The sequence below is a fragment of the Paraburkholderia sartisoli genome (genome assembly GCF_900107685.1).
GTDB classification, from domain to species: domain Bacteria; phylum Pseudomonadota; class Gammaproteobacteria; order Burkholderiales; family Burkholderiaceae; genus Paraburkholderia; species Paraburkholderia sartisoli.
In genome coordinates, this window is sequence record NZ_FNRQ01000001.1 from 788881 (window position 1) to 812670 (window position 23790).

General features: G+C 65.0%; 22 protein-coding genes. 7 read left to right on the forward strand and 15 right to left on the reverse strand.

What is annotated here, in order from left to right; genetic code table 11:
* Positions 1-24: 24 nt before the first annotated feature.
* Positions 25-645 carry a molybdopterin adenylyltransferase gene (gene mog / locus BLV45_RS03600; RefSeq protein ID WP_090531037.1) on the reverse strand — a complete coding sequence of 207 codons (621 nt, stop codon included), beginning with the start codon at positions 643-645 and terminating at the stop codon, positions 25-27.
* Entirely contained in the window at positions 626-1237 is a 612-nt protein-coding gene (yjgA, locus tag BLV45_RS03605) for a ribosome biogenesis factor YjgA (protein ID WP_090531039.1), read from the reverse strand. Before yjgA ends, mog begins: the two co-directional genes overlap by 20 nt.
* Before the next feature lie 182 nt (positions 1238-1419).
* On the opposite strand from yjgA, the gene pmbA reads away from it, so the two are divergent.
* Positions 1420-2796, forward strand: a complete 1377-nt coding sequence (gene pmbA, locus BLV45_RS03610) for a metalloprotease PmbA (RefSeq protein WP_090529066.1) — start codon at positions 1420-1422, stop codon at positions 2794-2796.
* Between the two features lie 315 nt (positions 2797-3111).
* Here the strand turns inward: pmbA and BLV45_RS03615 are convergent, their stop codons facing one another.
* The 11 genes from BLV45_RS03615 to BLV45_RS03665 form a co-directional block, all read right to left on the reverse strand.
* Entirely contained in the window at positions 3112-3705 is a 594-nt protein-coding gene (locus BLV45_RS03615) for a mobile mystery protein B (RefSeq protein ID WP_090529070.1), read from the reverse strand.
* Positions 3696-4157 carry a mobile mystery protein A gene (locus BLV45_RS03620; protein ID WP_090529073.1) on the reverse strand — a complete coding sequence of 154 codons (462 nt, stop codon included), beginning with the start codon at positions 4155-4157 and terminating at the stop codon, positions 3696-3698. Before BLV45_RS03620 ends, BLV45_RS03615 begins: the two co-directional genes overlap by 10 nt.
* Before the next feature lie 649 nt (positions 4158-4806).
* Complete coding sequence (locus tag BLV45_RS03625; RefSeq protein WP_090529078.1) at positions 4807-5307, reverse strand: dihydrofolate reductase; 501 nt, start codon at positions 5305-5307, stop codon at positions 4807-4809.
* A 112-nt stretch (positions 5308-5419) separates the two neighbouring features.
* Entirely contained in the window at positions 5420-6790 is a 1371-nt protein-coding gene (locus BLV45_RS03630; RefSeq protein WP_407670972.1) for a sigma-54 dependent transcriptional regulator, read from the reverse strand.
* Between the two features lie 240 nt (positions 6791-7030).
* On the reverse strand, positions 7031-8506 hold the full coding sequence (locus tag BLV45_RS03635; protein WP_090529083.1) for a RodZ family helix-turn-helix domain-containing protein: 1476 nt from the start codon (positions 8504-8506) through the stop codon (positions 7031-7033).
* A 117-nt stretch (positions 8507-8623) separates the two neighbouring features.
* Positions 8624-9457, reverse strand: coding sequence for a peptidase C39 (locus tag BLV45_RS03640; RefSeq protein WP_090529084.1), 834 nt, complete (start codon positions 9455-9457; stop codon positions 8624-8626).
* 7 nt (positions 9458-9464) lie between these two features.
* On the reverse strand, positions 9465-10190 hold the full coding sequence (locus tag BLV45_RS03645; RefSeq protein WP_176954092.1) for a C39 family peptidase: 726 nt from the start codon (positions 10188-10190) through the stop codon (positions 9465-9467).
* A gap of 67 nt (positions 10191-10257) precedes the next feature.
* A complete protein-coding gene (locus BLV45_RS03650; RefSeq protein ID WP_090529087.1) occupies positions 10258-11838 on the reverse strand; it encodes a hypothetical protein in 1581 nt (526 codons plus the stop codon).
* A gap of 28 nt (positions 11839-11866) precedes the next feature.
* Positions 11867-12481, reverse strand: coding sequence for a hypothetical protein (locus tag BLV45_RS03655; RefSeq protein WP_245753108.1), 615 nt, complete (start codon positions 12479-12481; stop codon positions 11867-11869).
* Positions 12482-12507: 26 nt separating this feature from the next.
* Positions 12508-13014, reverse strand: a complete 507-nt coding sequence (locus BLV45_RS03660; RefSeq protein ID WP_090531045.1) for a hypothetical protein — start codon at positions 13012-13014, stop codon at positions 12508-12510.
* Positions 13015-13085: 71 nt separating this feature from the next.
* Positions 13086-13532, reverse strand: coding sequence for a hypothetical protein (locus tag BLV45_RS03665; protein WP_090529092.1), 447 nt, complete (start codon positions 13530-13532; stop codon positions 13086-13088).
* Positions 13533-14071: 539 nt separating this feature from the next.
* On the opposite strand from BLV45_RS03665, the gene BLV45_RS03670 reads away from it, so the two are divergent.
* Together BLV45_RS03670 and BLV45_RS03675 are read left to right on the forward strand one after the other, a co-directional pair.
* The gene (locus BLV45_RS03670) at positions 14072-15466 is read left to right on the forward strand and encodes a sigma-54 dependent transcriptional regulator (RefSeq protein WP_090529095.1); all 1395 of its coding nucleotides are present in this window, start codon (positions 14072-14074) and stop codon (positions 15464-15466) included.
* 184 nt (positions 15467-15650) lie between these two features.
* Positions 15651-16622 (forward strand): thymidylate synthase, encoded by a 972-nt coding sequence (locus BLV45_RS03675; RefSeq protein WP_090529098.1) that lies wholly within the window; start codon positions 15651-15653, stop codon positions 16620-16622.
* A 112-nt stretch (positions 16623-16734) separates the two neighbouring features.
* Here BLV45_RS03675 and BLV45_RS03680 read toward each other — a convergent pair whose 3' ends face one another.
* Entirely contained in the window at positions 16735-19320 is a 2586-nt protein-coding gene (locus BLV45_RS03680) for a DUF6600 domain-containing protein (protein WP_090529101.1), read from the reverse strand.
* Between the two features lie 157 nt (positions 19321-19477).
* Entirely contained in the window at positions 19478-20197 is a 720-nt protein-coding gene (locus tag BLV45_RS03685; protein ID WP_090529104.1) for an ArsR/SmtB family transcription factor, read from the reverse strand.
* Between the two features lie 175 nt (positions 20198-20372).
* Here BLV45_RS03685 and BLV45_RS27395 point away from each other — a divergent pair, with 175 nt between their 5' ends.
* The 4 genes from BLV45_RS27395 (at position 20373) to BLV45_RS03700 (ending at position 23694) form a co-directional block, all read left to right on the forward strand.
* On the forward strand, positions 20373-20519 hold the full coding sequence (locus BLV45_RS27395) for a hypothetical protein (RefSeq protein ID WP_176954057.1): 147 nt from the start codon (positions 20373-20375) through the stop codon (positions 20517-20519).
* A 129-nt stretch (positions 20520-20648) separates the two neighbouring features.
* A complete protein-coding gene (locus BLV45_RS03690; RefSeq protein ID WP_090529107.1) occupies positions 20649-21905 on the forward strand; it encodes an MFS transporter in 1257 nt (418 codons plus the stop codon).
* A gap of 45 nt (positions 21906-21950) precedes the next feature.
* On the forward strand, positions 21951-23006 hold the full coding sequence (locus BLV45_RS03695) for a GlxA family transcriptional regulator (protein WP_176954058.1): 1056 nt from the start codon (positions 21951-21953) through the stop codon (positions 23004-23006).
* A 169-nt stretch (positions 23007-23175) separates the two neighbouring features.
* On the forward strand, positions 23176-23694 hold the full coding sequence (locus tag BLV45_RS03700) for an acyl-CoA thioesterase (RefSeq protein ID WP_090529110.1): 519 nt from the start codon (positions 23176-23178) through the stop codon (positions 23692-23694).
* Positions 23695-23790 lie beyond the last annotated feature (96 nt).

A 23790-nucleotide genomic window follows, 5' to 3' on the forward strand; every position in this document is an offset into this window, starting at 1 on the left:
GGCCCCCGTTAGCGGCCTGAAACGCTACCGGGGAGCGCGCTGCGCGTTCTTCGGGCGAAACGCCGCGACCACGCTCGCGTTCGTTTCCACGTACGGGCCGCCGATCAGGTCGATGCAATACGGCACCGCGGCAAAAATACCCGCGACGGCGACCGCTCCGGTTTCGTCGCGCAACCCTTCCAGCGTTTCCTTGATCGACTTCGGCTGACCCGGCAGATTGACGATCAGCGCCGCGTGTTCCGCCGTTTCGCGGATGACCGCCACCTGCCGCGAGAGAATCGCGGTCGGGACGAAATTCAGGCTGATCTGCCGCATCTGTTCGCCGAAGCCCGGCATTTCTTTTGTTCCCACCGCGAGCGTCGCTTCCGGCGTGACGTCGCGCCGCGACGGGCCCGTGCCGCCGGTTGTCAGCACCAGATCGCAGCCCACGTTGTCGACCAGCTCGACGAGCGTGGCTGAAATGGTGGCCGCGTCGTCCTGTATCAGCCGGGTTTCGACGCGCCACGGCGACGCGAGCGCCGTGCCCAGCCACGCCTCGAGCGCGGGAATGCCCTTGTCCTCATAGACGCCGCTGCTCGCCCGGTCGCTGATCGACACGAGGCCGATCAGGATCTCGTCAGGGTGGTTACGTGCCGGTTTCGTCATCGTCATCGCCATCTTCGCGGGCTTCTTCGGATTCGTCGTCATCGTCGCCGGTTTTGCTCGCGTCCTTGATCCACCGGAACAGTTCGCGGAAGTAGCGCGGCGGCTTTGCCTGCTGCTGCTCCTTGCGTGCGTTGCGGATCAGCGTGCGGCCTTCCTGCGGATCGGCGGCGGGGTGCTGGCGGATGAATTCGGTCAGCGCCGCGTCGTCGGCGAGCAGTTTTTCGCGTATGCGCTCGATCCAGTGCAGACGGGCCGTTTCGGCCTTGTTGATGCCCTTGTAGCTGTCCAGCGCGGTGCGCAGCGCGGCCGTTTCCGTATCCAGCAGCCCGCGCATCACGCGGCCGACGTACTGCACCTGGCGGCGCTTGCCTTCGTGATCGGTAATGCGGCGTGCCTCGCGGACCGCGTCGTTGAGCGCCTCCGGCATGGGCATGCGCTTGAGCGCGTCTTTCGGCAGCGCGATCAGCGCCTCGCCCAGTTCCTGCAGCGCGTGCATGTCACGCTTGAGCTGCGATTTGCTGGGCCGGTCGTACCCGTTCTCGTCGACTTCCGGAGCGGGTTGCATGGGTTGAGTGCGGGTTTTGCGTGTCATGCCCATATTGTAACGTGCCGTGCCCCGCCAACCCCTGGGCCGGACGGCTAACGCGCCAGCTTGAAGACAGTTGAAGGTCAGGTATGGCGGCGCGGACCTTGCTATGATCGCGGGATGCGGAATTTCACCGATGCGAACAACACGCGGGCCGGTTTCCGGCCCCGAACCGGACGGTAACGACGATGGCAGCAGACACCGACATGGACGTCAAACAGCGCTTTTTCCCGCACACGCAGGACGAACTGAAGCAGATCGCCGAAGACATCCTGCGCCACGCGAAGGCGATCGGCGGCAGCGACGCGGCCACTGAAATCTCCGAGGGCGACGGCCTGTCGGTCTCGGTGCGGCGTGGCGAGGTCGAAACGATCGAGCACAACCGCGACAAGATGGTCGGCGTGACGGTTTTCATCGGCAACAAGCGCGGCAACGCGAGCACGTCGGATTTTTCGTCCCAGGCACTGAAGGACACCGTCGCGGCCGCGTACAACATCGCGCGCTTCACGGCGGAAGACGACTGCGCCGGCCTCGCCGAAAAGGAACTGCTGGAAACCAGCCCGCAGGATCTCGATCTGTATCACCCGTGGAATCTGTCGGCCGACGAAGCGGTCGAAATCGCCCGTCGCGCGGAAGACGCCGCGTTTGCCGTCAGCCCGCAGATCCGCAATTCGGAAGGCGCGAGCGTCTCCGCGCAGCATTCGCAGTTCGTGCTCGCCACCTCGCGCGGTTTTCTCGGCGGCTACCCGTATTCGCGGCACTACGTGGCGTGCGCGCCGATCGCGGGCAGCGGCCGCAACATGCAGCGCGACGACTGGTACACGTCGAAGCGCAGTGCCGGTGATCTGGCCGATCCGGAAGCCGTCGGCCGTTACGCCGCGGAGCGCGCGCTCGCGCGCATGGGCGCCCGCGGTCTCGACACGCGCAAGGTGCCGGTGCTGTTCGAGGCGCCGCTTGCCGCGGGGCTGCTCGGCGCGTTCGTGCAGGCCACGAGCGGCGGCGCGCTGTATCGCAAGACAACGTTTCTCGTCGACAGTCTCGGCAAGCCGGTGTTCGCACCGCACGTCCAGGTGGTCGAGGACCCGCACACGCCGCGCGCGATGGGCAGCGCACCGTTCGACGAGGAAGGCGTGCGCACGCAGCGCCGTTCGGTGGTGAAGGACGGCGTGGTCGAAGGCTACTTCCTGTCGACGTATTCGGCGCGCAAGCTCGGCATGAAGACGACCGGCAACGCGGGCGGCTCGCACAACCTGTCGCTGGTCAGCTCGAACACGCGGCCAGGGGACGACTTCGAGGCGATGTTGAAGAAGCTCGGCACGGGTCTCCTGCTGACGGAGCTGATGGGGCAGGGCGTCAACTACGTGACGGGCGACTATTCGCGCGGCGCGTCGGGCTTCTGGGTGGAAAACGGCAAGATCCAGTACCCGATCGAGGAAATCACCGTCGCGGGCACGCTGCAGGAAATGTTCCGTCACATCGTCGCGATCGGCGCGGATACGATCGTGCGCGGCACCAAGCAGACCGGCTCGGTGCTGATCGAACGGATGACGATCGCCGGGCAGTAAGCGTTCGTCAGCACAAAGAGGCGCATGCCGCCTGCGCAAAAAAACGCCACGGGTATCGAGCCTGCCAGTACCACAAAGGTGTTGGTAGACGGGCAGGCCTGATGATTACTGCGAGCCTCTTCGGAGGCTCGCTTTTTTATGGGCATTGAAAGCCCATACGAGCCTTGACCAGGCGGTGTCGAGCGCTGCTGCACTCGCGATTGCGGAGCTGCGCGGTGTCGACGAAAGGCCGGTCGTGCAGGGCTGCACGCGCAACAGCGCAACGCTCGTTGGCCTGTCACAAATGGCTTGACGTCCTTCTTGTCCGTGCGACGGCTAGGCAGTACTTCGCATGAAGATCAGGAGCAAACTGTAGTCACCTTTATCCGCCGCACGCAAGGCGGTTAAGTAATCCGACCGGGCGTTATCCGCTTTAACCAATGTCCCGCCGCCCCACGAAAACGGCGCTTGTTTCATGCTGCGCAAGAGCGCATCAGCCATCATTCGTGAGTGTCGACCATTGCCGTTCGGAAAAGGATGAATCCACACCAGCTCGCGGTGAAATCGTGCGGCAATCTCATCGGGCGGGAATGTGCCGTTGCCGACCCACCACCGCGTGTTATCGAACAGGTTTCTCAGTTTGACGCTGACCTGCGCCCAGTCGCATCCGATGTTCTTGTCGGACTTGCGGAACGTGCCTGCCCACGACCAGGTCTGGTCGAACATTTTCTTGTGAAGGTTGCGACAGAACGCTTCACTGAGGACATCGACCTTGCGTTGACGGCGAGCCCATTGCACGGCTTGCAGGATGTTCTCCTGCTCCCAGTCATTCAGGTCGCTCCTGGTGGCCAGGTGCGTCGGTATCAGCCCTGCGAGCTCGTCAGGGTCGAGCGGTGTCTGGCCGTCCTGTTCGTCTGAATCTATCGCCACAGGTCGGACCAGCGGCCCCGGAGTAGCTCTGCCGCTCTCTGTTCAACCTGTTTGCGAAGTCGGTCAGTTGCCGGACGTTGGTCTTCCAGACTCATGGTGTGCGCAACGTCACTCACTTCCTGCAGGGCGATTGAGCGCGCCCGGTCTTCGACCACTTGAGTCAGTGGCTTTCGGGGCACCAGAGCATAGACCAGCTCGCAGTCCAGCGCCTCAGCCAGCTTGCGCAGTTGTCCGAGCGTGATTCGCTCCTCAGCTTCCGCCAACTCCGACTTGTGCAGGGACGAACCGGTAATGCCTAACCTGTCGGCTTGCTGTCGCTCGGTGAGCCCTAACGACTCCCGGATGGCCTTCAGCCATCCACGCGTCGGGGGCCGACGGTTGGTCAAATCCGAGTACGCTGCGACCGACGCCTGGACCTGCTCAAGCCGGAGTTGCCTCATTCTGGAATCCATTTTGCTGGCCTATAGGCTATCAAAAACACGACAAATGATAGCCTGTAGGGAAGTGACTATCAAGTTTTTGCTTCATTAACGAGAAGCAAATAAATTTATTTTGCGTCAGCATAGTGACGCAAATAGAATCATTCGCTTCATTATAAGAAAGCACCAAGTACCGTGATGCTTCATCATAGGGAATCAGATTTCACATAACTGCTGCATTTTGCAGAAGCGAGTGCCTCTAATTTGCTGCACTGCAAGCCAGCGATTGCGAGGCAGTTTGCTTCGAACGTCGGTCGCCCGGTCCGATAAGAGAACGCCCGAACATTGACGCATTGCGTATGTAGCACCTGGTCGTAGCGCTGTATTTCCGCCGAAATTCTTTCAGTCCCGGTGTATTTCGGAAGCGGGTCTCTGAAGCTGATCTCGAAGCTCTTTCTCCCGGGCTTCTACCCGCCATGCCCGGACTCAACGTCGAGAAGTCTTGCGCCCGCCATCTCCCGGAAATATCTCCGGCAAGAAAAAGACCCGCAATCCCATTTGGGACGCGGGTCTCGGCGTTAATTAGCTCAAAAACCAGCACCTTTGTGGTACGGGCAGGTCTCGAGTCCGTGGCGTTTTTTTCATGCGCCCGTCAAAAGGCGCGACGTCCAGTCACAAAGGCTCAGTCGCGCTTGCGCTGGTACGTCACGAACGCGTAGTCGAACTCGTTCGGCGCATGCGCACGATGCGTCTCGCGCGCGATTTCGTCCCAGTGCGCGGGGTCCGGCGCGGGAAACGTCGCGTCGCCTTCGAAGTCGGCGGAAATCTCGGTCATCACGAGCTTGTCGGCGTGATGAAACCCTTCGTGATAAAGCTGCGCGCCACCGATCAGGAATGCTTCGGGCGCCTGATCCTGCTGGGCGAGCGCGAGGGCTTCGTCGAGACTCGTGACCGTGTCGCAGCCGTTGAAGCGTCGCGTGGCATCGCGCGTGACGACGATATTGCGTCGTCCCGGCAGCGCGCGACCGATCGATTCGTGGGTCTTGCGGCCCATGATGATGGGCGCGCCCATCGTCGTGCGCTTGAAGAAAGCGAGGTCTTCGGGCAGCCGCCAGGGCAGCTGGTTGTTGCGGCCGATCACGCCGTTGCGGGCGCGAGCGACGATCAGGGTCAGCGTCGTCATCAAGTAGTCAGTGAACGTAATCGTCCTGATTCTACCTGACGGGCGTATCGCCTCTTTTCGCGGAACCGGCCGCCTGCGCGCAATGTCCGCGGCGTCGGGAGCGCGCCGCGCATCACTCCTGATGCTCGCCGTCGCCGTGCAGGCCCGCCTTGTCCTCCGGCGCGATGCATTCGCGCAGGCCGTGCGCGCCCATCAACCGGTACAGCGTGACGCGCGAAATGCCGAGGTCGGCCGCCGCTTCGTTCAAACGATGACGATGGCGCAGCAGCGCCGATTCGATCGCCCGCTTTTCCGCAGCCTCGCGGGCCTGCGAAAGGCTCATCGTCTGCTGCTCGGTGAAGTGCGCGAGATCGAGGTCGTCAGCGGAAATCAGCTTGTTCTCGGCCATCACGATCGCGCGCCGGATCCGGTTGATCAGCTCGCGCACGTTGCCGGGCCAGTTGTAGTTGTACATCGCCTCGATCGCCGACGGCGTGAAGCCACGAATCTTGCGCGCGCTGTCGGTCTTGAACTTGTGCAGCACGTGATGCGCGATGATTTCAATGTCCTTGCCGCGTGCACGCAGCGGCGGTTCGTCGACGCGCAGCACGCACAGGCGGTGAAACAGGTCGGAGCGAAAGCGCCCGTCGCGCATCGCGAGTTCGAGGTCGATGTGGGTCGCGGAAATGATGCGCACGTCGACCGCGATCGATTCACGGCCGCCGAGCCGCTCGATCTTGCCTTCCTGCAGGAAACGCAGCAGGCTCGCCTGGCTTTCCATCGGCAGATCGCCGATTTCGTCGAGCAGCAGCGTGCCGCCGTCCGCCGCCTCGACGCGGCCGATCTTGCGCTGGTTCGCGCCGGTGAAGGCGCCGCGCTCATAGCCGAACAGCTCGGATTGCAGCAGGTGGTGCGGAATCGAGCCGCAGTTGATCGCGACAAACGGCGCCTTGCGGCGCGGCGAACGTTCGTGAATCGCGAGCGCGGTCAGTTCCTTGCCGGTGCCCGATTCGCCGGAGATGAACACGCTCGCGTCCGTGTTGGCGACCTTGCGGATCGTGCGAAAGAGCTGCTGCATCGCTTCGCACGTGCCGACCATTTCGTCGTCGCCGGACACGGCGGCGCCCGCGGCGAGGTCGGGATCGCACAGCGTGACCATGCCGAACGCGTGGCCCACGAGGTAATCGATCGTCGCGCTCGCGACGGGCGTCTTCACGTAGTCGAAGCAGTAATGGCGGATCAGGCGTCGCGTTTCCGGATCGGCGAGGTGCCCGTCCGTGGCGAGCGCGATCCAGCCGACCTGCTGCTGGCGCAGGCTCGCTTCGAAGCCAGCCAGGTCGCGCTGCGCGAAGCTCGTCAGGTCGACGATGCCGGCACACGCCAGCTCCGGCTTCAGGAGCCGGCTGAGTTCGTGCGCCGAACGCGCGACCGCGACGGTCCAGCCGCGGCTTCGCAGGTGGGCGGTGAGCGTTTCGTCGGGCACCCGCGCGACGTACAGCAGCATGCGCGCGGCGTGGGCGTCGAGGTGGGCGGAGCTGTCGACGTGCCCTGCGGCGCCTTCGCGCGCGCCGATCCCTGAACCCGACTCGCGGGCGAGCGACAGGCGTTGCCCCGTCTCCTGCTCGCGTCGCGCGGCGGCTTCCTTGCTGCGGGCGAGCGAAAGCCGCGAGCCCGCGCCCGCGAGCGGAGTGACGGTAGTCAGATGGGGTGATTCGCGCACGATCGACCTCGTATCGGTGGCACGTCAGAAAGTGTAGGGAAACCGCACGCCGACGACAAAGTTCGGCGCGTCGGGTGTCAAACCCACCGACACCGCGCCGTTGATCGTCAGATGCTTGTTCACCACGTGATTCAAGCCAAAATTCAACACCGACGCGGTGGTTTCGCTGCCCGGCACGTTGACGTAGCTGCCGCCCGGCGACTTCGTCTTCGATGAGGGCTCGATGGCCATCGTGTAGGAGATGCTTGCGGAATCCTTGTCCGAGAACGCCAGCGCGACGCCGCCGCCGAACTGCACGATGTCGCCGAGCTTCACGGTGGCGGGCTGTGTCTGGCCCGACACCGACGAGATATCCGCAAACGAACGGGCGATGTTGTACGTGTAGGACACGCTGCCGAACAGCACGACCGGGTCATAGGTCTTCAATACCGACATGCCCGCCGTGATGTTCCAGAAGCCTGTGCCCGTGGGCAGCTTGCTCGGCGCGACGAGATTCGTGTTGTCGGGCGCGAGCTGGACGACCTTGATGCCGAACGGCGACGTGCCGGTCGGCGCCTTGACGCGCAGGCTGCCGACCACGTCGGGAAGGTTGTTGGTTTCCTTCAGGAACTGGTAATAGATTCCGAAGTTGACGTCGCCGATCGCATTGGAATTGACCGACGCGTCCGACAGCGAATTGGCCGCGCCGCCCGCGCCGCCCACGATGAAGTCGCTGTGGCGATAGATGTACGGCACGTCGACGTCGATGCTCATGCGGTCCGTGAGACCGTAGCGCGTGTCGAGGTCGGCCATCACCTGGTGCGACTTCGTCTGGCCGAGGTTGATGTTGCCGAGGAAAATCGCGTCGAGCGCGAGGAACCCGGACAGCTGCAGCTGGCGGCGGTCGTAATAGGTGTCGCTGATACCCCAGTCGAGCGTCAGCTTGTGGTCGAAGAGCGGTGCGTGTTCGCGCTGTACGACGGCTTCCTCGGCCTGGGTGCGGACGGGTTCGGCCGCTTTCTGGGTCTGGCCGACCGTGCCGTCCGTGCCGGCGGAGCCGGCCGGTCTCGACGTGCCGGCCGTGGCGGGCGTCGCCCCCGCTGGAACGCCGGGCGCGCCGTTATCGGGCGAGGGCGGGTTGACCGGCACGCCGGTCGCCGTACCTGTCGAGCCGCCCGGCGCCGGCGCCCCCGGGCTCACCTGGGCGAGCGGCGGAAGCGGCACGGGCAGGCCGTCCGCGCCGGGCTGTTCGGCGACCGCCTCCGAGCCGGCGGGGCCGCCGTAACCCGGAGCGCCGCGGCCGCGCTGCGCCATCTCGAGGTTCGTGACCTGCCGCTCCAGCGAGTGAATCTGCCGTTGTTGTTCGTCGACGACGCGCATCAGTGTGTTGAGCCGTTCTTCCACCGACTGGCCAGCGAGCGCCTGCGCACCCGCCCCCTGTGAAAGCGCGAACAGCATCACCGCGACTGGTATGGCCGCCAGTGCGCTGCGCGGCGCCCTGGTCCCTGAATCGTTCTTCATTCTTGTTCCCCCGGAAAAACAGCCGCGCGCCGCGGGTCTCCTTGTCACAACGCGTTGCTGCTGGTACTGCGTGCGTTTCTTTTTACTGCGGTCTCAAGTCACGGGTGGTGGCCCGCCTTATCTCCTCGAGTTCTGCAGTGCCTGCAGGACACCGATCTGTTGCTGCATTGCCGGTGTCATCTGTTGCGTCTGCAGATGCAACATCAACTGGTTCTCGACCTGCTGGTTGTTCCCCGCGATCTGCAGCATCTGCGCGATCGAACTGACCTGCTGCGCGGTGCCCGGCACGATGGTTTGCGTCGCGATGCCGGCGGGTGTCTGCAGCGCGACGGTGACGCCGCCCGTGCCGAACGCGATGCCAGCCCGGATCGAGCCGGACGCGTTCGATGCGTTCGAAGTCGTCGAATTCGTGCCGCCTGGCACGTTCGCGAGTTGTGCCGCGTTGTTGCTGAAATCGATGGTTGCCGCGTTCACGCCGATGTTGCGGTCGCCCGCCACCTGCGTGACCTGTGATACGCCGTTGACCGAGACGCCCTGTCCGCCGCTGGTCGTTGCGTTCGGACTGGCGCCGCTGTTGGCGGCGTTGGTCGCGTTCTGCTCGATGACTTTCGTCATCGTGCTCACCTGCGCGTTGATCTGGTTAGTCAGATCCTTCGTGACGGCGAGGGCGCCCTGGGCGATCGCCGCCGCCCCGTTGGGCAACTGCCACTGCGAGAGGACGCTCAGCACGAACCCGGAGATCATCGGGGCGCCGGCGAATTTGCCGGTCTGATGCTCGAGCACGTCGTCGTCCACCATTTGCCACTTGAGCTGCTGGGGGGCAACATCATGCGCCGACAGAAAACCGGGAACCGGCGAAGTGCCGGGTCCGTCGGCGGCGAAGGCCCCGCTTGCGAAGACGCATGTCGATGCGCACAACGCGAAGCCGAACCGGGTCAATGTAAGCTTCATGGTCGGGTCAGAACAGGTCTGCCTTGGACAAGCCAAATTCGACAAAAGGAGTCGCCGCCGTCCCGTTGTTCAGCGCGTTGGTGCGCAGCTTCAGGGCCAGCGACTCGTTGTCCTGCAACAGCGGTGAATCCTCCAGAAATGGTTTTCCGAGGACGGCGAACACGAGACCGTTCCAGGTCTTCGCGAAGTCCTCTTCGAGCACGATGCGATTGCCGAGGGCAGGGTCCGCGATGAAAACGCGGCCGTCCTGCGCGTGCTTGACGATCACGAAATGCTCATACCCTCCGATGTTCATCAGCACCATGACGGGGATCTGCAGGTGATACAGCGCGTCGATGTTGACCCGATAGCCTCTGCCGCGCAGCCCTATCGTCTCGACGAACTTCTTCATGTCGAGCATCGAAAAACCGTTCTTCACGACGACGTCGGGCGTTGAGAACACCATCATGCGGCGGATGAGTTCCGTCTCGGGGATGTCGATGCCGTAGCCGTACTTGAGAAGCGTGGCGAGCGCGGCTGCACCGCAGCTGTAATCGAACTGCTGGCTGACGATGTGGCCGTAACGAATGTCCTTCATCGAGCGCACCGTTTTGTGAAGCGGGACGCCCATCAGGGTAGACGTATCGATGACCGCCTGTGCGTGGCCTGCCGCACACATCGTGCAACTTGCCAGCAGAGCGGCGGCGAGCCTGGCGGCACGCCGCAACACGAGAGGTGGGACAAGCCCGGACATGCTGGTCTCCTGCTGATTCACGCCGGCCGCTTCGGTGGCGGCCGGCGCGTTCCCCACTGTGATTCGATCAGTGACCGCTGTTGAGCGCGGCGATCGCCAGACCGTTGTGCTGCAGGTTGCCCGCGCCACCGGCGATGTTCACGCCGATGTTGCCGGTTGAGCCCGCAAGCGCGCCTGCGCCGAGCATTGCGGTACCCTGGAACTGGCCTCTCACCGACATCGTCGCGTTTTGTGCGTTGTCGTCCGTGGCGACCATGGCCGTCGTCGCCGCATAACCCGGCGCTGTCGTGACCGCGCCAGCAAGGCTGTTGTTCTGCGCATTGCCGATGCCGGACGCGACGTTCACACCAACGTTGCCCGAGACGTTTTGCAGCGAGTTATCGCCGATCGAAGCGTTCAGGTTGAAGTTGTTGATCTTTGCGCGGCCGGAAGACGACTGCTTGCTGAAGATCTGCGCATTGCCGAACACGTTGCCGATGTCGACCGAAGCGAGCGACGTGTCGTTGCTCTGGGCGTTGTCGATGCCTTCCGCGATGTTGATGCCGAGGTTGCCCGACACACCCGAGCCCGCACCCGCACCCGTCGTGGCGTTCAGCGTGCCGGCGACGCGCGTGTCATAGACCTGCGTGACATGGCCGGTCGTCGTCACGTCCGTGGTGGCGAGCGTGTCGTTCACGCTATAGCCCCATTGGTGCGACGCCTGCGACGAGTTGCTGTACGAAGAAGCGCTTGCGCTTCCCGACGTATGCGTGGACGAGTCGTTATGAGCGTAAGTCGACGTGGAGCCATGCGACCTGTTGCCCGAGCCGCTGTTCGACGCTGTTGCCGCCCAGCTTTGGGATGCATCGGCGTACGAAGCGTGGTTCGCATCGGCGCTCCCCGTCGAGTTCGACGTGTCATGCGAGTTCGAGCCGTGCGAGGCCGTCGACGCGCTGCCATCGTTGTGATTCTTGTTGTAGTTCGACGCGGTGCTTTCCGAACCCGAAACCGTCACGCTGGCGTGGCCGTTGAAGATGTTGCCGCCGCTCGAGGTCGAGATGCCGGCCGTCGCGGTGCCTGCCGCCGCCTGGCCATGGCTGCCATTCGAATAGCTGGAGTTCGCATGGTTCGACGCCGAGGCGTCGGTGTGCGTCGTCGATCTGTCGCTGGCCGAGGCGCTGTTGCTGGCCCAGCCGCTGTCGTTCGCGCTATGTGCCTGGCTGGCTTCCGCGGCGCTCGCCGTGTTGCCATACGCGTAGTTGCTGGACGAGCTCTTCGTGGTCGTCGAGTTCGAGGCGTTCGTTGTCGTCGTCGTGTAGCCGTGCGACGCGGCTTCGTTCGCGGTGAACGACCTGTTGTTGTACGTGCTGTTCGTGCCGGTGCCGACAACGCTGGTCGAACGGTTGTTATAGGTCGTCGTGACGGCGCCCTTGATATAGCTCTGCGCCTGCGGGTCGAGCGAAGCGTAGACGTTGGTGCTCTGGTTGTTGTTCACGACGGCGCCGGCAGTGCTGGACACGTCCACGCAGCCGAACAGCGTGACCCAGCCCTGGATGCCCACCTGCTCGCCGACCATGGTGGCGTTGAACAGGTAGGGGTTCTGCGGCGATGCGAAGGCGGAACCCGTAGCTGCCGCAAACACTGCCGCTGCAATAATTGTGCGTTTCATTTTTTCGCTCCGATACGAGTGTGGCTATTTAAAAAAGAGTGCCCGCCGGGGGACGGAGCACAAAACTGTTCGCCGTTGCATTACCGGCTCCGGCAGTCTGGTTGATCTGGACGATCCCGCTGACGTTCTTGAAGGCTTCATTGGAGATGCTGGCCTCCCTGACGCCCTGAACCCCGATGGATTGACCCGAACCACCGTTTTTCGCGGCCGTCGCGGATAGCACCCCATCCGGGACGGTCTCGACTCCGAGCGCCGCGGTGCCAAGCTGCACACTGTTTTGCTGGAGATTTCCCGCGCCCGCAGACTGGTTCAACATCACCGCTCCGGACGTACTGGAAAACGCATTGCCTTCGATCGAAGCGCGCGCGGCCTTGACCTTCGCGGCGACCGTCGAGCTCTGGGCGCTGAAATTGCCATTCGCCACCGCGCCGCCCGTCGCGATCGTCAGCTGGTTGGCCTGGGCGTTGTCGAGGCCGGCGGTTTCGTTCATCGCGAGCGCACCATGCACGCTGGTCGCCGCGCCGTTCGCGATCGTCGCGTCGGCGGTGACGCGCGGCACCGCCTGCGCATGGGCGGCCGGGGCGAGCAGTGCGCCGAGCAGCGCGCCGCCGCACAGCACGCACGCGACGATCGAACGGCGCACGCCTGGGTTGCTGATCTGAAGGTGGCTCATTTCAGGCCTCCCAGCGCACCGCCGAGGGCGGTCGACAGCGGCGCCAGCGCGCCCGATACCGACGAGGAAATCGTGCCGCCGATACCCGCCGCCGGCGAGCCGATGTTGCCGTTGCCCAGCGCGATGTTGTTACCCGTGGCGTTGCCGCTGAGAATGCGCGTGACGGCCTGCAGGCCGGCTGCGCCGACGCCGCCGGCGACGAGTCCGGTCGAGCCGTGCGCGCTCGTCAGGTCCGCGTCGGACGCCATCGTCGCCATCATCGGATTGAAGCTGTTGGCCGGGAACGTCGTGGCGCGCACCAGCACCGGGTCCTGGCTCTTCGGCACGTTGTCGTAGGCGATGCGCGGGGTGATCTGGCGCTCGACGATGATGTCGCCGGGATTGACCACCTGCTCGGCGCTCGCGAGCGTCGCGGCACCGGCCGCGAGCGCGCCGAGCAGCAGGGCCGCGAGGCGCGGCGCATGCAGGCGGCGTGTACGCGTGGTCTGGGTTGAAGCGGTCATGTCAGGGTCCCCGATAGCGAACCGAAGCGCCGGCGCCGGATAGCGGCGATCGTCTCCGTTGTTCATCCGCGTCACTGTCTTGTGTAGCTCGTCACGTTGCTTTGCGCCGCCCGGGCCGCATCCACCGGAACCGGCATCGGCGTGGGCGGTGCAATCTCGTCCCACAGCGTCACCGACCCGCCCCGCATCTGCGGCGTCGCCGCCACCATCACCATGCCGGCCGCGCCACCGCGCTGCCGCGACAGCATCTGGTCGTCGAGCACCATGTCGTTCGATGTGGCGACGTCCGCGGTCCCGGTGGAATCGGCAAACGTCTGTGCGGCGGCAGACGATGCGTCCGCCGCGTTGTCGTCCAGACTGGTGGCCGTGACGGAGGCAATGGAAGGCGTGCTGCTGTCCGGTGCGGGAGCAACCACCTGGGCGATGGCGTCGACAGGCAGCGTCATCGAGGCCAGCAAGACGCAGATTGCGGCGCCCAGCGTGGTCAACTTCATGTCGATGCGGAAAACGGGTCGCATGGCGTGTCTCCTTGATGCAGGACATTTAGCGAAACGTGTGCCATCTGCCGCAATCCATTGATAAGACTGGACAGTTTCTAAATGACGTGACGGATGGATTAAGAAAACGACGAAAAATGTTTCAGGTCTGAAACGGGCGGCAGAAAATACCGGAGATTCTGGAAAGTGGAGACGGGAAGTGAAACGGAGTGAAAACGTTTAATCGAGCGGACGAAACGGTTTATTAGCAGGATGCAGACAACGAGAATTGCCCGCTCAGCCTTGCCTGTGGCGGAAAAGAGATTTAATTTGCATAAATGTTTTCCGGGCGGCGTGCGTATAGTAAGCTCTCGAAAACAGCAGCACATTTTAAAAAAAGTCCGGACCAGGGACGTCTCAATACACACACGCCGCTTTTCGGGGATCCGCTGTCCGCACGGAATGGAATGGCCGTTCGGTTTTTGCCAATGCGAAATCCAGACGTGAGCCGGCGTGTCTGAAAACAACTGTTCAGGTACGTGCCGTCATCCTTAACGTTCGTTGACGAGAGGATCTGAATAATGGAATCCGCACCACGGCAGTTGATTTACGTGACTCGTGATCCAAGCGCGGACCTGAATGCGCGCTTTCACGAACGCGGCTGGCATGTGGAAGTGGTCAATTCGGCGCGGGACGTTCGTCGCGCCGTGCGCGCCGGTACGGCAGCCGGCGGTCTGCTCGATCTGTCGAGCCGTTTTCAGCCGCATGAAATCGTTGGATTCGAGTCGTGCCTGACGATGCCCAATGTCGGCTGGGTCGCCGCCACCACGCCTGGCCAGTTGCAGGATGCGGCGCTGCGCCGCCTGGTGCGCGACTACTGTTTCGACTACGTAACGGTCCCGTATGCGGGCGATCGCATTGTCGATTCCGTCGGTCACGCTTACGGGATGATCTCGCTCGGCGAACCCGCGTCGAACGATTCGACCACCGCCGGTACCGAAGGTGAAATGGTCGGTTCGTGCGACGCGATGCTCGCGCTCTTCCGCTCGATCCGCAAGGTCGCGATGACCGATGCGCCGGTGTTCATCTCCGGTGAATCCGGCACGGGCAAGGAACTGACGGCCGTGGCGATTCACGAGCGCTCGGGCCGTAGCGCGGCGCCGTTCGTGCCGATCAACTGCGGCGCGATCCCGCCGCATCTGCTGCAATCCGAACTGTTCGGCTACGAGCGCGGCGCCTTTACCGGTGCGAACCAGCGCAAGATCGGCCGCGTCGAGGCGGCGAACGGCGGCACGCTGTTCCTCGATGAAATCGGCGATCTGCCGATGGAAAGCCAGGCGAGCCTGCTGCGTTTCCTGCAGGAAGGGAAGGTCGAACGGCTGGGCGGCCACGCGTCGACGTCGGTCGACGTCCGGATCATTTCGGCCACGCACGTCGACATGCACACGGCGATGATCGAAGGGCGGTTTCGTGCCGACCTGTATCACCGTCTGTGCGTGCTGCAGATCGACGAGCCGCCGCTGCGCGCGCGCGGCAAGGACATCGAACTGCTCGCGCGTCACATGCTCGAGCGCTTCAGGAAGGATGCGAGCCGCCGTCTGCGCGGGTTTTCGCCGGATGCGATCGCGGCGCTGCATAACTACAGCTGGCCTGGCAACGTGCGCGAGCTGATCAACCGCGTGCGCCGGGCAATCGTGATGTCCGAAGGGCGTGCGATTACCGCACGCGACCTCGAACTCGCGGATTACGTGGAGATCGTGCCGGTTTCGCTTGCGCAGGCGCGTGAAGCGGCCGAGCGCCAGGCCATCGAACTGGCGCTCCTGCGCCATCGCGGGCGCCTCGGCGACGCGGCGCAGGAACTCGGCATCTCTCGCGTGACGCTGTACCGACTGCTGTGCTCGCATGGCATGCGGCAGATCGATGGCGATCCGATCGCCGCGCATCCGGATCTGCCCGCCGGCATCCCGCATCTCTGAGGCGCATCAGGCGCGTCGTTCAACTTCATCCTCATCCTGATCGGGAAGCTCGCCGGCATGCGCCGCGCAGCCCCCGATCGACGGCAAAACAGCGCGGCCGGGCGGGCGCCCGCCGCGCTTGCTAGAATCAGGGATTCTCTGCTGCCAAAAACGGGCGCGTCCGCGCCCGGCCGAAGGAACCCGAATGAAACAATACCTTGACCTCGTCCGCCAGATTCTCGATACCGGCACGTGGCAGGAAAACCGCACGGGCATCCGTACGATCAGCATGCCCGGCGCGATGATGCGCTTCGATCTGCAGCAGGGTTTCCCGGCTGTCACCACGAAGAAACTGGCGTTCAGGTCGGCCGTGGGCGAACTGGTGGGCTTCCTGCGCGCGTCGCGCAGCGCGGCGGAGTTCCGCGCGCTCGGCTGCAAGGTCTGGGACGCGAACGCCAACGACAATCCGCAATGGCTCGCGAATCCGTATCGCGAAGGCCCGGACGACCTCGGCGACGTGTATGGCGTGCAGTGGCGCAAGTGGCCCGCCTACAAGGTGCTGGACGCAAACGCCACCGCGCGGATCGCGGACGCGACCTCGCGTGGCTTTAGCATCGTCACGTCATTCGACGAAGGCGGCAGCCAGAAAGTGCTGCTCTACAAGGCGGTCGACCAGTTGCGCCAGTGTCTCGACACGATCATGCGCAACCCGGCGGACCGTCGAATCCTGTTTCACGCATGGAACCCGGCGGTGCTCGACGAGATCGCGCTGCCCGCGTGCCATCTGCTGTACCAGTTTCTGCCGAACGCGACGAAACGCGAAATCTCGCTGTGCCTGTATATCCGCAGCAACGACGTCGGGCTCGGCACGCCGTTCAACCTGACTGAAGGCGCCGCGCTGCTGCATCTCGTCGGACGGCTGACGGGCTACACGCCGCGCTGGTTCACGTATTTCATCGGCGACGCGCACATCTACGAAAACCAGCTCGACATGCTGCAACAGCAGCTCACGCGCGAGCCGTTCGAAAGCCCTTCGTTCGCGATCGCCGGGCGCGTGCCGGCGTATGCCGCGACGGGCGTCTACGAGCCCGAATGGCTCGAGAAGATCGAGCCGTCGGATTTCTCGCTGGTCGGCTACCGCCATCACGAGCCGTTGACAGCGCCGATGGCCGTGTAGTTTTTGGGTTCCGTTTCACGTCGCGCCAGCTGGGCGTGGCGAAAAAAACCCGCATCGCTGAATGAACAGCGATGCGGGTTTTTTCATGGAGCCGACGTTCACGAAATACGTTTCACCCCCGGTGATGTTCGTCATGTCCGCCACCGCCCGTGGCGTGCTGATCCGGGTGGGGTTGCGGATGCGGCTGCTGAACCTGCGGCGGCGGTTGTGGATGCGGCTGGGGCGCGGGTTGCGGACGCGGCGGTTGCGGCTGCTGTGCCTGTTGCGGATGAAATTCCGGGCGCGGCTGGGGTTGCGGCTGCGGACGCGGTTCTGGCCGCGGCTGCTGGACCTGTTGCCGCATCTGAGGTTGCGGCTGCGGTTGAGGATGGAACGCCTCGCGCGGGGGCTGCTGCACGGGTTGCGGCGCCGGCTGCGGGTGGAATTCCTGGGGCCGGGGCTGTTGCGGCGCGTGTATTTCCGGCGCGCGTGGCACCTGCGCGGCCTGTTGAGGTGCGGGCTGCGGACGCGGCACGGGTTGCGCCTGTTGCGGTTGACGCATTTGCTGCGGCTGCGGCGGTTGTTGCGCCTGCGCCTGCGGACGGAATTCCTGACGAGGCTGCTGGGCGACGGCCGGATTCTCCGCATGATTCGGCGGTTGCGGCACGCCGCGATTTGCCTGCACCGGATGGCCCTCTATCGGGCTGCCCGGCTGCTGCGGACGCGGGGCTTGCTGGGTCTGCCGGGCCTGCTGCGCCATCGGCGTATGAGGCTGCGTCCATGCCGGTTGCTGGCGTGGCTGACCGGCCGCTGCGCCCTGTTCCGGATGCGGTTGTCCGCCGTTCGGAACATTGCCCGAGGCTTGCGGCGGACGCGGCACACCGTTAGCCGGCTGCGGATGTGCGTTGGCCATCTGCGGCGGCTGACCCAGGCGTTGCGGGATCGCCCCCGGCTGCCCACCTTCACCAGGACGCTGAAGAGGCGCACCCGGACGCTGCGCGAGCTGACCTTCACTGCGCCCCGGCGCCACGCCCGGACCATGAGCCTGTACCACGCGCACGTTCTGCGCCAACGGGCCCGATTCAGCCTGCCCCGGCCGGCTGCCCAGATGCGCCGGCACGGAAGTGCGCACGACTGGATTTCCCGCGTTCGGCACCCGTCCGCCGCTCTGCGCAAAACGTTGCGCGAGGTTATCGTGATACGCCGCCGGCATGACCGGACTGCGGGTCGCGATGACCGGACGTTGCGTCACGTTCGCAGGCGGCCTGTAGCTCGCGTTGCGCACGCCCGGGTTGAAGCTCTGGCGAACCGGTGCGATGCCCGGGGTGCCCGGATTGATCCGCGCGTTTTGCCACTGACGGGGATCGACCTTCTGCGCAAAACGTCCCACCGGCTGGCCATGGACGAACGCGGTCGCCGGGACGGCGGTCACGCCGCCGGGTGCGCGATAGTTGATATAGGTGTTGTGGACGTTGATGTTCGTCACGTTCGTCTGGCGGTTGTAATTGTTCACCACCACCGTCTGGTTCACGCGGTCGTAATAGCGCGGGCTCCAGTCGCCCCCGCGCGGGTGCCACGGCTCGCCCGGACCGAGCGGGAACCACGCGACGCCCGCGGCTGCCACCGCGCCGCCGATCGCCAGATTCACGCCCCAGTTGAAGTGGCTGTCGCCGCCGTCCACGAACGCGACGAGCGCCGGCGCGTACACCGGCGGTTCGGTTTCGATGACCGGCCCCGGCGCCCATGCCCATGCATCGTCGACGTAAGCCCAGCGGCCGTAGTGATAAGGCGCGAAGCCCCACGGCGCATCGTCGATCCACGTCCAGCCCCACGGCGCCTGCCAGACCCAGTGACCGTCGCGATACGGCGCCCAGCCCGTCGGCACCGCGTTCGGTACCCACACTTCGCCGTACTGCGGATCGTCGCGCCATGTGCCGTTCGCATCGAGATCCTGATAGCCGGGAATGTCGCGCGATACGTAGCGCGCCGATACCGAGCGGTCTTCGGCGGCGTCGCGGTTCGATGCCCACCGATCGAATGCGTCGGGCCGTGGCGCGCCGTTGTCGGCAACCTGCTGCAGGTTCGTACCGGTGAACGTCACCTGCTGGCCGGCCTGCACGGGCACCTGTGCGCCGTCGCCATACACGGTTGCCGCGCCGCTGCGCACGGTGACGGTCGTACTGCTGCCGTCCGGCGCGACGTCGACGCGATAGTCGCCAGCCCCGCTCACGCCGAGCGCGAGGTTCGGCGTGTCGATCTCATACGTCGAGCCGGCCGGCAACGAACGCACACGCGTCGACAGCGTGCCTTGCGCGACCTTCAACTGGGCGTTGCTGTCGTCGAGATTCAGGACGTCGAGGCTCGTCGATTCGCCGAGGCGCACCGCCGTCGAGCCGAGATGCAGCTCCGAGCGCGCGCCCTTGTCGTTCCAGAGCTGGTCGCCGGTGGTGAGCGGACGGTTGATCTGCGCGTACGACCAGTCGGTCGCTCCGGCGGGCTGGGTGGTGACGGTGCCCGCCGTGTAGTTCAGGCGCGCGACGCGTCCCGGCGGATCGACGTTGCGGGCCGTCGCCTGCGGCGCCTGTGCATCGGGCGGGACGTCCGGTGGCGCGGCCTGCGCGAACGCAGCCTGGGCAGCAAGGGAAAATGGCGCCGCGGCGAGGAGGGCATAGCCCGTGAGACGGCGGAGCGCAAGCAGGCGTGGCGTGAGTGTGTTCATGTGTTCTCTCCATCGGATGCGGCCGTGTGGCCGCATCCTGTGAATTCACTCTACCTGCCGTGCCTGTATCAAGGCTTGCTCATTTGTAAGTCCATCCTGGATGCCTGTAACAAAAATTATCGGTGACGGCGCGTGGCGGAAAATCCGGCCCGCCGTGTCATTGCGCGAGGAACTGGTCGAAATGACGCCGCCCGGCAGGCGTGATCCGCAGGATGCGCGGACGCTCCGTGCGCTCGACCCAGCCGTGCGTCTTCCACGCTTCGAGGAGCGCCGCGCCGAGCGCGCCGCCCAGATGCGGCCGGCGCTCGCTCCAATCGAGACAGGTGCAGGCGAAGCGTCGCCGCCGCGCCTGCTGTCCGCCGACGTCGATGCCCCAGCCCGCGAGGCGGGCCGTGCCGGCGGGCGTCGCGTCAAGCGTGTCGCCGTTCTGCGTGAGGAGACCATCGCCGACCATCCGCTCGAAGACGCGCACCGCCAGCTCACCGGCCATGTGGTCGTAGCACGTGCGCGCGTAACGCATGTCGAGCGGCACCGTGCGCGCGGGGCGCAGCACCGGACGCTGTGGCGCCGTGGCCTGCGCGACGTTGGCGAGCGCTTCGATCGTGGCGGCGATTTCCCGCGAGGCGATCCTGAAATAACGATGCCTGCCACGCACTTCGAGCGCGAGGAGGCCGCCATCGGTGAGCCGCGCCAGGTGGGCGCTGGCCGCCGACGGCGAGAGACCCGCGATCAACGTCAGCTCGCCGGCGGGCCGGGCGCTACCGTCCATCAGCGCCCACAGCATCGCGGCGCGCCCCGGATCGGCAAGCAGCGCGCCGAGCCGGCTCAGACCCGGGAAATGGCTCTGGTCGCGCTCGTCGAGAAGCGGATTGGACATGGCGTCTCCACAACGTGGTTAGCGGCCGGTGCGGCGCGCGATGACATGACTTTAGCGCGGCACTCGCATTCCATGTCTCACGATGAGGTGAAACGTCGAATGCAATGCCGTTGCCGGGTACGGACGCCCGCCAGGCTAGAATCGGATTCTCTTCCCGCTGGACAGCAAGGCAGTCATGAAATGCTTTTTCGCCATTGCCGCAGCCGCGCTTGCGGTGCTCGTTGCCGCTTGCGCACAGGGCGGCGCGGGTTCTTCCCAATCGGGTTCGAGCGGCATCACGATGTACGGCACCATCGACGAAGGCGTCACCTTCCATAAATAACCGCAGTCGTGACGCCATGGCCGGTGGAAACGACGGGCCTGGCCGAAATTGATGCATCATTGGCATTCCTGCCATCAGCGGACATGTGACGATCGGGTCTTCGTCGCTTTTACCGCATGAGGTTCGCCAATGCCGCCCAACGTCGCTGCTTCTTCATCCACGGTTCCGGATCCGCACCCGTCCGACGCCAGCGGCCGACGCGGCGCGCGCGTGCTGGCTGTGTGTCAGGCGCTCTATACGTCGTCGGTTTCCATCGATCTGACGTTGACGGGGCTGGTGGGCTACACGCTCGCCGACGACAAGGCGCTCGCGACGCTGCCCTTTTCGCTGATCACCGTCGCCGCCGCGCTCACCACGATTTTCGCGTCGTTCCTGATGGCCCGCGTCGGACGGCGCGCGGGTTTCGTGCTGGGCGCGGGCGTCGGGGCGGCGGGCGGCGCGATCTCCGTGTACGCGATCTTTCATCACAGTTTCTGGGCGTTCTGCGCCGGCACGGCGACGGTCGGCGTGTTCCAGGCATTCGCGCAGTATTACCGGCTTGCCGCCGCCGACGCCGTCGGCCTCGAGGCGAAAGGCCGCGCGATCTCGACGGTGCTGACGGGCGGCGTCGTCGCCGCGGTGGCCGGTCCGGCGCTTGCCGCGTGGAGCCGCGACTGGCTTGCACCAGTGGCGTTCGCCGGATCGTATGCGCTGGTGAGCGCGTTCGGACTGCTGTCGATCGTGCTGCTCGCGCTGTTCTACCGGGACCACATGCCGTCCCACGTGAGCGCGGCCGTGGCAGCCGGGCCGGCGCGGCCCCTCGGGTACATCGTCCGGCAGCCGGTTTTCCTCGCCGCGCTCGCGAACAACGCACTCGGTTATGCCGTGATGATGTTCGTGATGACAGCGACGCCCATCGCGGCGGTCGCCTGCGGACACACGATCGGCGACGGCGCACAGATCATTCAATGGCATCTGGTCGGCATGTTCGCGCCGTCGTTCTTTACCGCGCGACTGATCCGGCGCTTCGGCGTGCTGCGCGTGATCGGCGCGGGCATCGTGCTGTCGGCGCTGTGCGCCGTGATCGCGCTTCGTTCGACCGACCTGCCGCACTTTTATGCGGCGCTGGCTTGCCTTGGCGTCGGCTGGAATTTCATGTTCGTCGGCGGCTCGACGCTGCTGTCGCAGTCGTACCGGCCGTCCGAGCGCGCGAAGACGCAGGCCACGAGCGAATTCACGACCTTCGCGTGTTCCGCGCTCGGATCGCTTTTCGCGGGACAACTGCTCGCGCACTTCGGCTGGGCCGTGATCAATGCGGCGATCCTGCCGTTGCTCGGTGTCGCCGCGCTCGCGACGCTCGCCTTTGCGTGGTCGCGCTCGCGTGTCGTCGCGGCGGCGGCTTCCTGATTGCCGTTTTCTGATTCCTGTTTCGACTCGATGACGCCTGTTTATATGAATGCTTCTGTCACATCTGCTTCAGCGGTTCGCCACGTTGTGATCGCCGTGGCGCCCGATCTCGTGCTGCTCGACGCCTGCGGGCCGCTGGAGGCGTTCTGGCGAGCCGAACTGACGCTTGCCGAGGTTGCGCGACAAGCGGCCGTTCCCAGTGCAACCGGGATGCCGGCGCACGAGCCGGTTGCCTATCGACTGACGGTGGCGTCGATCGAAGGTGGTGTCCTGCAGACGTTCCCGGGTCTGCCGGTCGTCACGCAACGGCTCGATGCGCTGGATGACGAACCCATCGACACCCTGATCGTGTCCGGCGTGCCGATCGACGAACGGATCGCGCTGCAGCCCGAGCTCGTCGCGTGGATCGCGCGTCGTGCGCCTCGCGTGCGCCGCGTGTGCTCGGTGTGTACCGGCGCGTTTTATCTGGCGGCGGCGGGCCTCCTCGACGGACGCCGCGCGACGACGCACTGGCGCGATGCCGACCTGCTCGCACGGCATTTTCCGAAGGTGCATGTGGATGCGGATCCGATTTTCATCCGCGACGTGCGGCAGACGCACGCGGTCTGGACTTCGGCAGGCGTGACGGCGGGCATCGACCTCGCGCTGGCGCTGATCGAGGAAGACGTCGGTCACGCGGTCGCGATGCAGGCCGCGCGGCGGCTGGTGGTTTTCATGAAGCGTCCCGGCGGGCAGTCGCAGTTCAGCGCGGCGCTGGCCGCGCAGGCGTCGGCGGGTGGCCCGTTCGATGCGCTGCACAGCTGGATGGCGGTCAATCTGCGCGACGATCTGTCGGTCGAGCGGCTCGCCGGTCAGGCGCGCATGAGCCCGCGTACCTTCGCGCGACGCTACGTCGAGGAAGTGGGGCGCACGCCCGCGAAAACCGTTTCATCGATGCGGCTCGAAGCGGCTGCACGGTCGCTGGCCGCTTCGCGCGCGCCGCTCAAGCGGATCGCGCTCGACTGCGGCTTTGGCAGCGAACAGAATTTAAGGCGCGCGTTCACGCGAAGGTTCGGGGTGTTGCCGCTGGATTATCGCGAGCGGTTTGCGTCCGCTGCCTGAAGGGTTTGATGCGTCTGACGGTGCGAGCAGCGCGTAGACGGTTCAAGCCGCGCGGCCAGTGCATTTGCCTTCGCGCGCAACCTCGCATGCCCGGATCGGGTACGCGCTGTTTCTGGCGCTCGTATAATCGGCTCCTTTCGATAGTCTCAATCCCCGAACGGAGTGCAGGATGAGTAGAGTCAAGACCCACGCCCCTGCGGCCCCGATGGACCGTTCCGAAACCACCTTCCGCTTTCTCGCCGAGCCGACCTCGGTGAACTTCGGCGGCAAGGTTCACGGTGGCGCGCTGATGAAGTGGATCGACGAAACCGCCTACGCGTGCGCGGCGGTCTGGTCGAGCCGCTACTGCGTGACGGTGAGCGTCGGCAACATCCGTTTTCGTCGTCCGATCCTGGTCGGCAACCTCGTTGAACTGCGCGCCCGCGTCGTCGCGACGGGCCGCACCAGCATGCACATTCACGTGTCGGTGCAGGCCGGCGACCCAAAGGGCGGCGAGCTGCTGCAGACGACCGATTGCCTCGTCGTGATGGTCGCCGTCAACGAGAACGGGCACCCGGTCGGCGTGCCGTCGTTCGAGCCGGAAACCGAGGAACACAAACGCCTCGCCAAGTACGCGATGGACGTCAAGGAAGCGCTCGATGCCATCGTCGAACTGAAGCCGGAAGAGGTGGTGAAAGGCGCGGTTTGATCGGGCGTCGAAGTGGGTCTTGAGCGTGCGCCGGGTAGATGCACGCGATCTGAGCCCGCCGCATAACTACGAGAGCGAAAGCGCTGCGCAGCCGGT

Bases quoted from the DNA above. Each gene is read 5' to 3' on its own strand.
- mog (WP_090531037.1), bottom strand. From the start codon at position 645: ATGACGAAACCGGCACGTAACCACCCTGACGAGATCCTGATCGGCCTC.
- yjgA (WP_090531039.1), bottom strand. From the start codon at position 1,237: ATGACACGCAAAACCCGCACTCAACCCATGCAACCCGCTCCGGAAGTC.
- pmbA (WP_090529066.1), top strand. From the start codon at position 1,420: ATGGCAGCAGACACCGACATGGACGTCAAACAGCGCTTTTTCCCGCAC.
- BLV45_RS03620 (WP_090529073.1), bottom strand. From the start codon at position 4,157: ATGGATTCCAGAATGAGGCAACTCCGGCTTGAGCAGGTCCAGGCGTCG.
- BLV45_RS03625 (WP_090529078.1), bottom strand. From the start codon at position 5,307: ATGACGACGCTGACCCTGATCGTCGCTCGCGCCCGCAACGGCGTGATC.
- BLV45_RS03630 (WP_407670972.1), bottom strand. From the start codon at position 6,790: ATGCTGCTGTACGTCGCGCGGGTGCCCGACGAAACGCTCACCGCCCAC.
- BLV45_RS03635 (WP_090529083.1), bottom strand. From the start codon at position 8,506: ATGAAGAACGATTCAGGGACCAGGGCGCCGCGCAGCGCACTGGCGGCC.
- BLV45_RS03640 (WP_090529084.1), bottom strand. From the start codon at position 9,457: ATGAAGCTTACATTGACCCGGTTCGGCTTCGCGTTGTGCGCATCGACA.
- BLV45_RS03645 (WP_176954092.1), bottom strand. From the start codon at position 10,190: ATGTCCGGGCTTGTCCCACCTCTCGTGTTGCGGCGTGCCGCCAGGCTC.
- BLV45_RS03650 (WP_090529087.1), bottom strand. From the start codon at position 11,838: ATGAAACGCACAATTATTGCAGCGGCAGTGTTTGCGGCAGCTACGGGT.
- BLV45_RS03660 (WP_090531045.1), bottom strand. From the start codon at position 13,014: ATGACCGCTTCAACCCAGACCACGCGTACACGCCGCCTGCATGCGCCG.
- BLV45_RS03665 (WP_090529092.1), bottom strand. From the start codon at position 13,532: ATGCGACCCGTTTTCCGCATCGACATGAAGTTGACCACGCTGGGCGCC.
- BLV45_RS03670 (WP_090529095.1), top strand. From the start codon at position 14,072: ATGGAATCCGCACCACGGCAGTTGATTTACGTGACTCGTGATCCAAGC.
- BLV45_RS03675 (WP_090529098.1), top strand. From the start codon at position 15,651: ATGAAACAATACCTTGACCTCGTCCGCCAGATTCTCGATACCGGCACG.
- BLV45_RS03680 (WP_090529101.1), bottom strand. From the start codon at position 19,320: ATGAACACACTCACGCCACGCCTGCTTGCGCTCCGCCGTCTCACGGGC.
- BLV45_RS03685 (WP_090529104.1), bottom strand. From the start codon at position 20,197: ATGTCCAATCCGCTTCTCGACGAGCGCGACCAGAGCCATTTCCCGGGT.
- BLV45_RS27395 (WP_176954057.1), top strand. From the start codon at position 20,373: ATGAAATGCTTTTTCGCCATTGCCGCAGCCGCGCTTGCGGTGCTCGTT.
- BLV45_RS03690 (WP_090529107.1), top strand. From the start codon at position 20,649: ATGCCGCCCAACGTCGCTGCTTCTTCATCCACGGTTCCGGATCCGCAC.
- BLV45_RS03695 (WP_176954058.1), top strand. From the start codon at position 21,951: ATGAATGCTTCTGTCACATCTGCTTCAGCGGTTCGCCACGTTGTGATC.
- BLV45_RS03700 (WP_090529110.1), top strand. From the start codon at position 23,176: ATGAGTAGAGTCAAGACCCACGCCCCTGCGGCCCCGATGGACCGTTCC.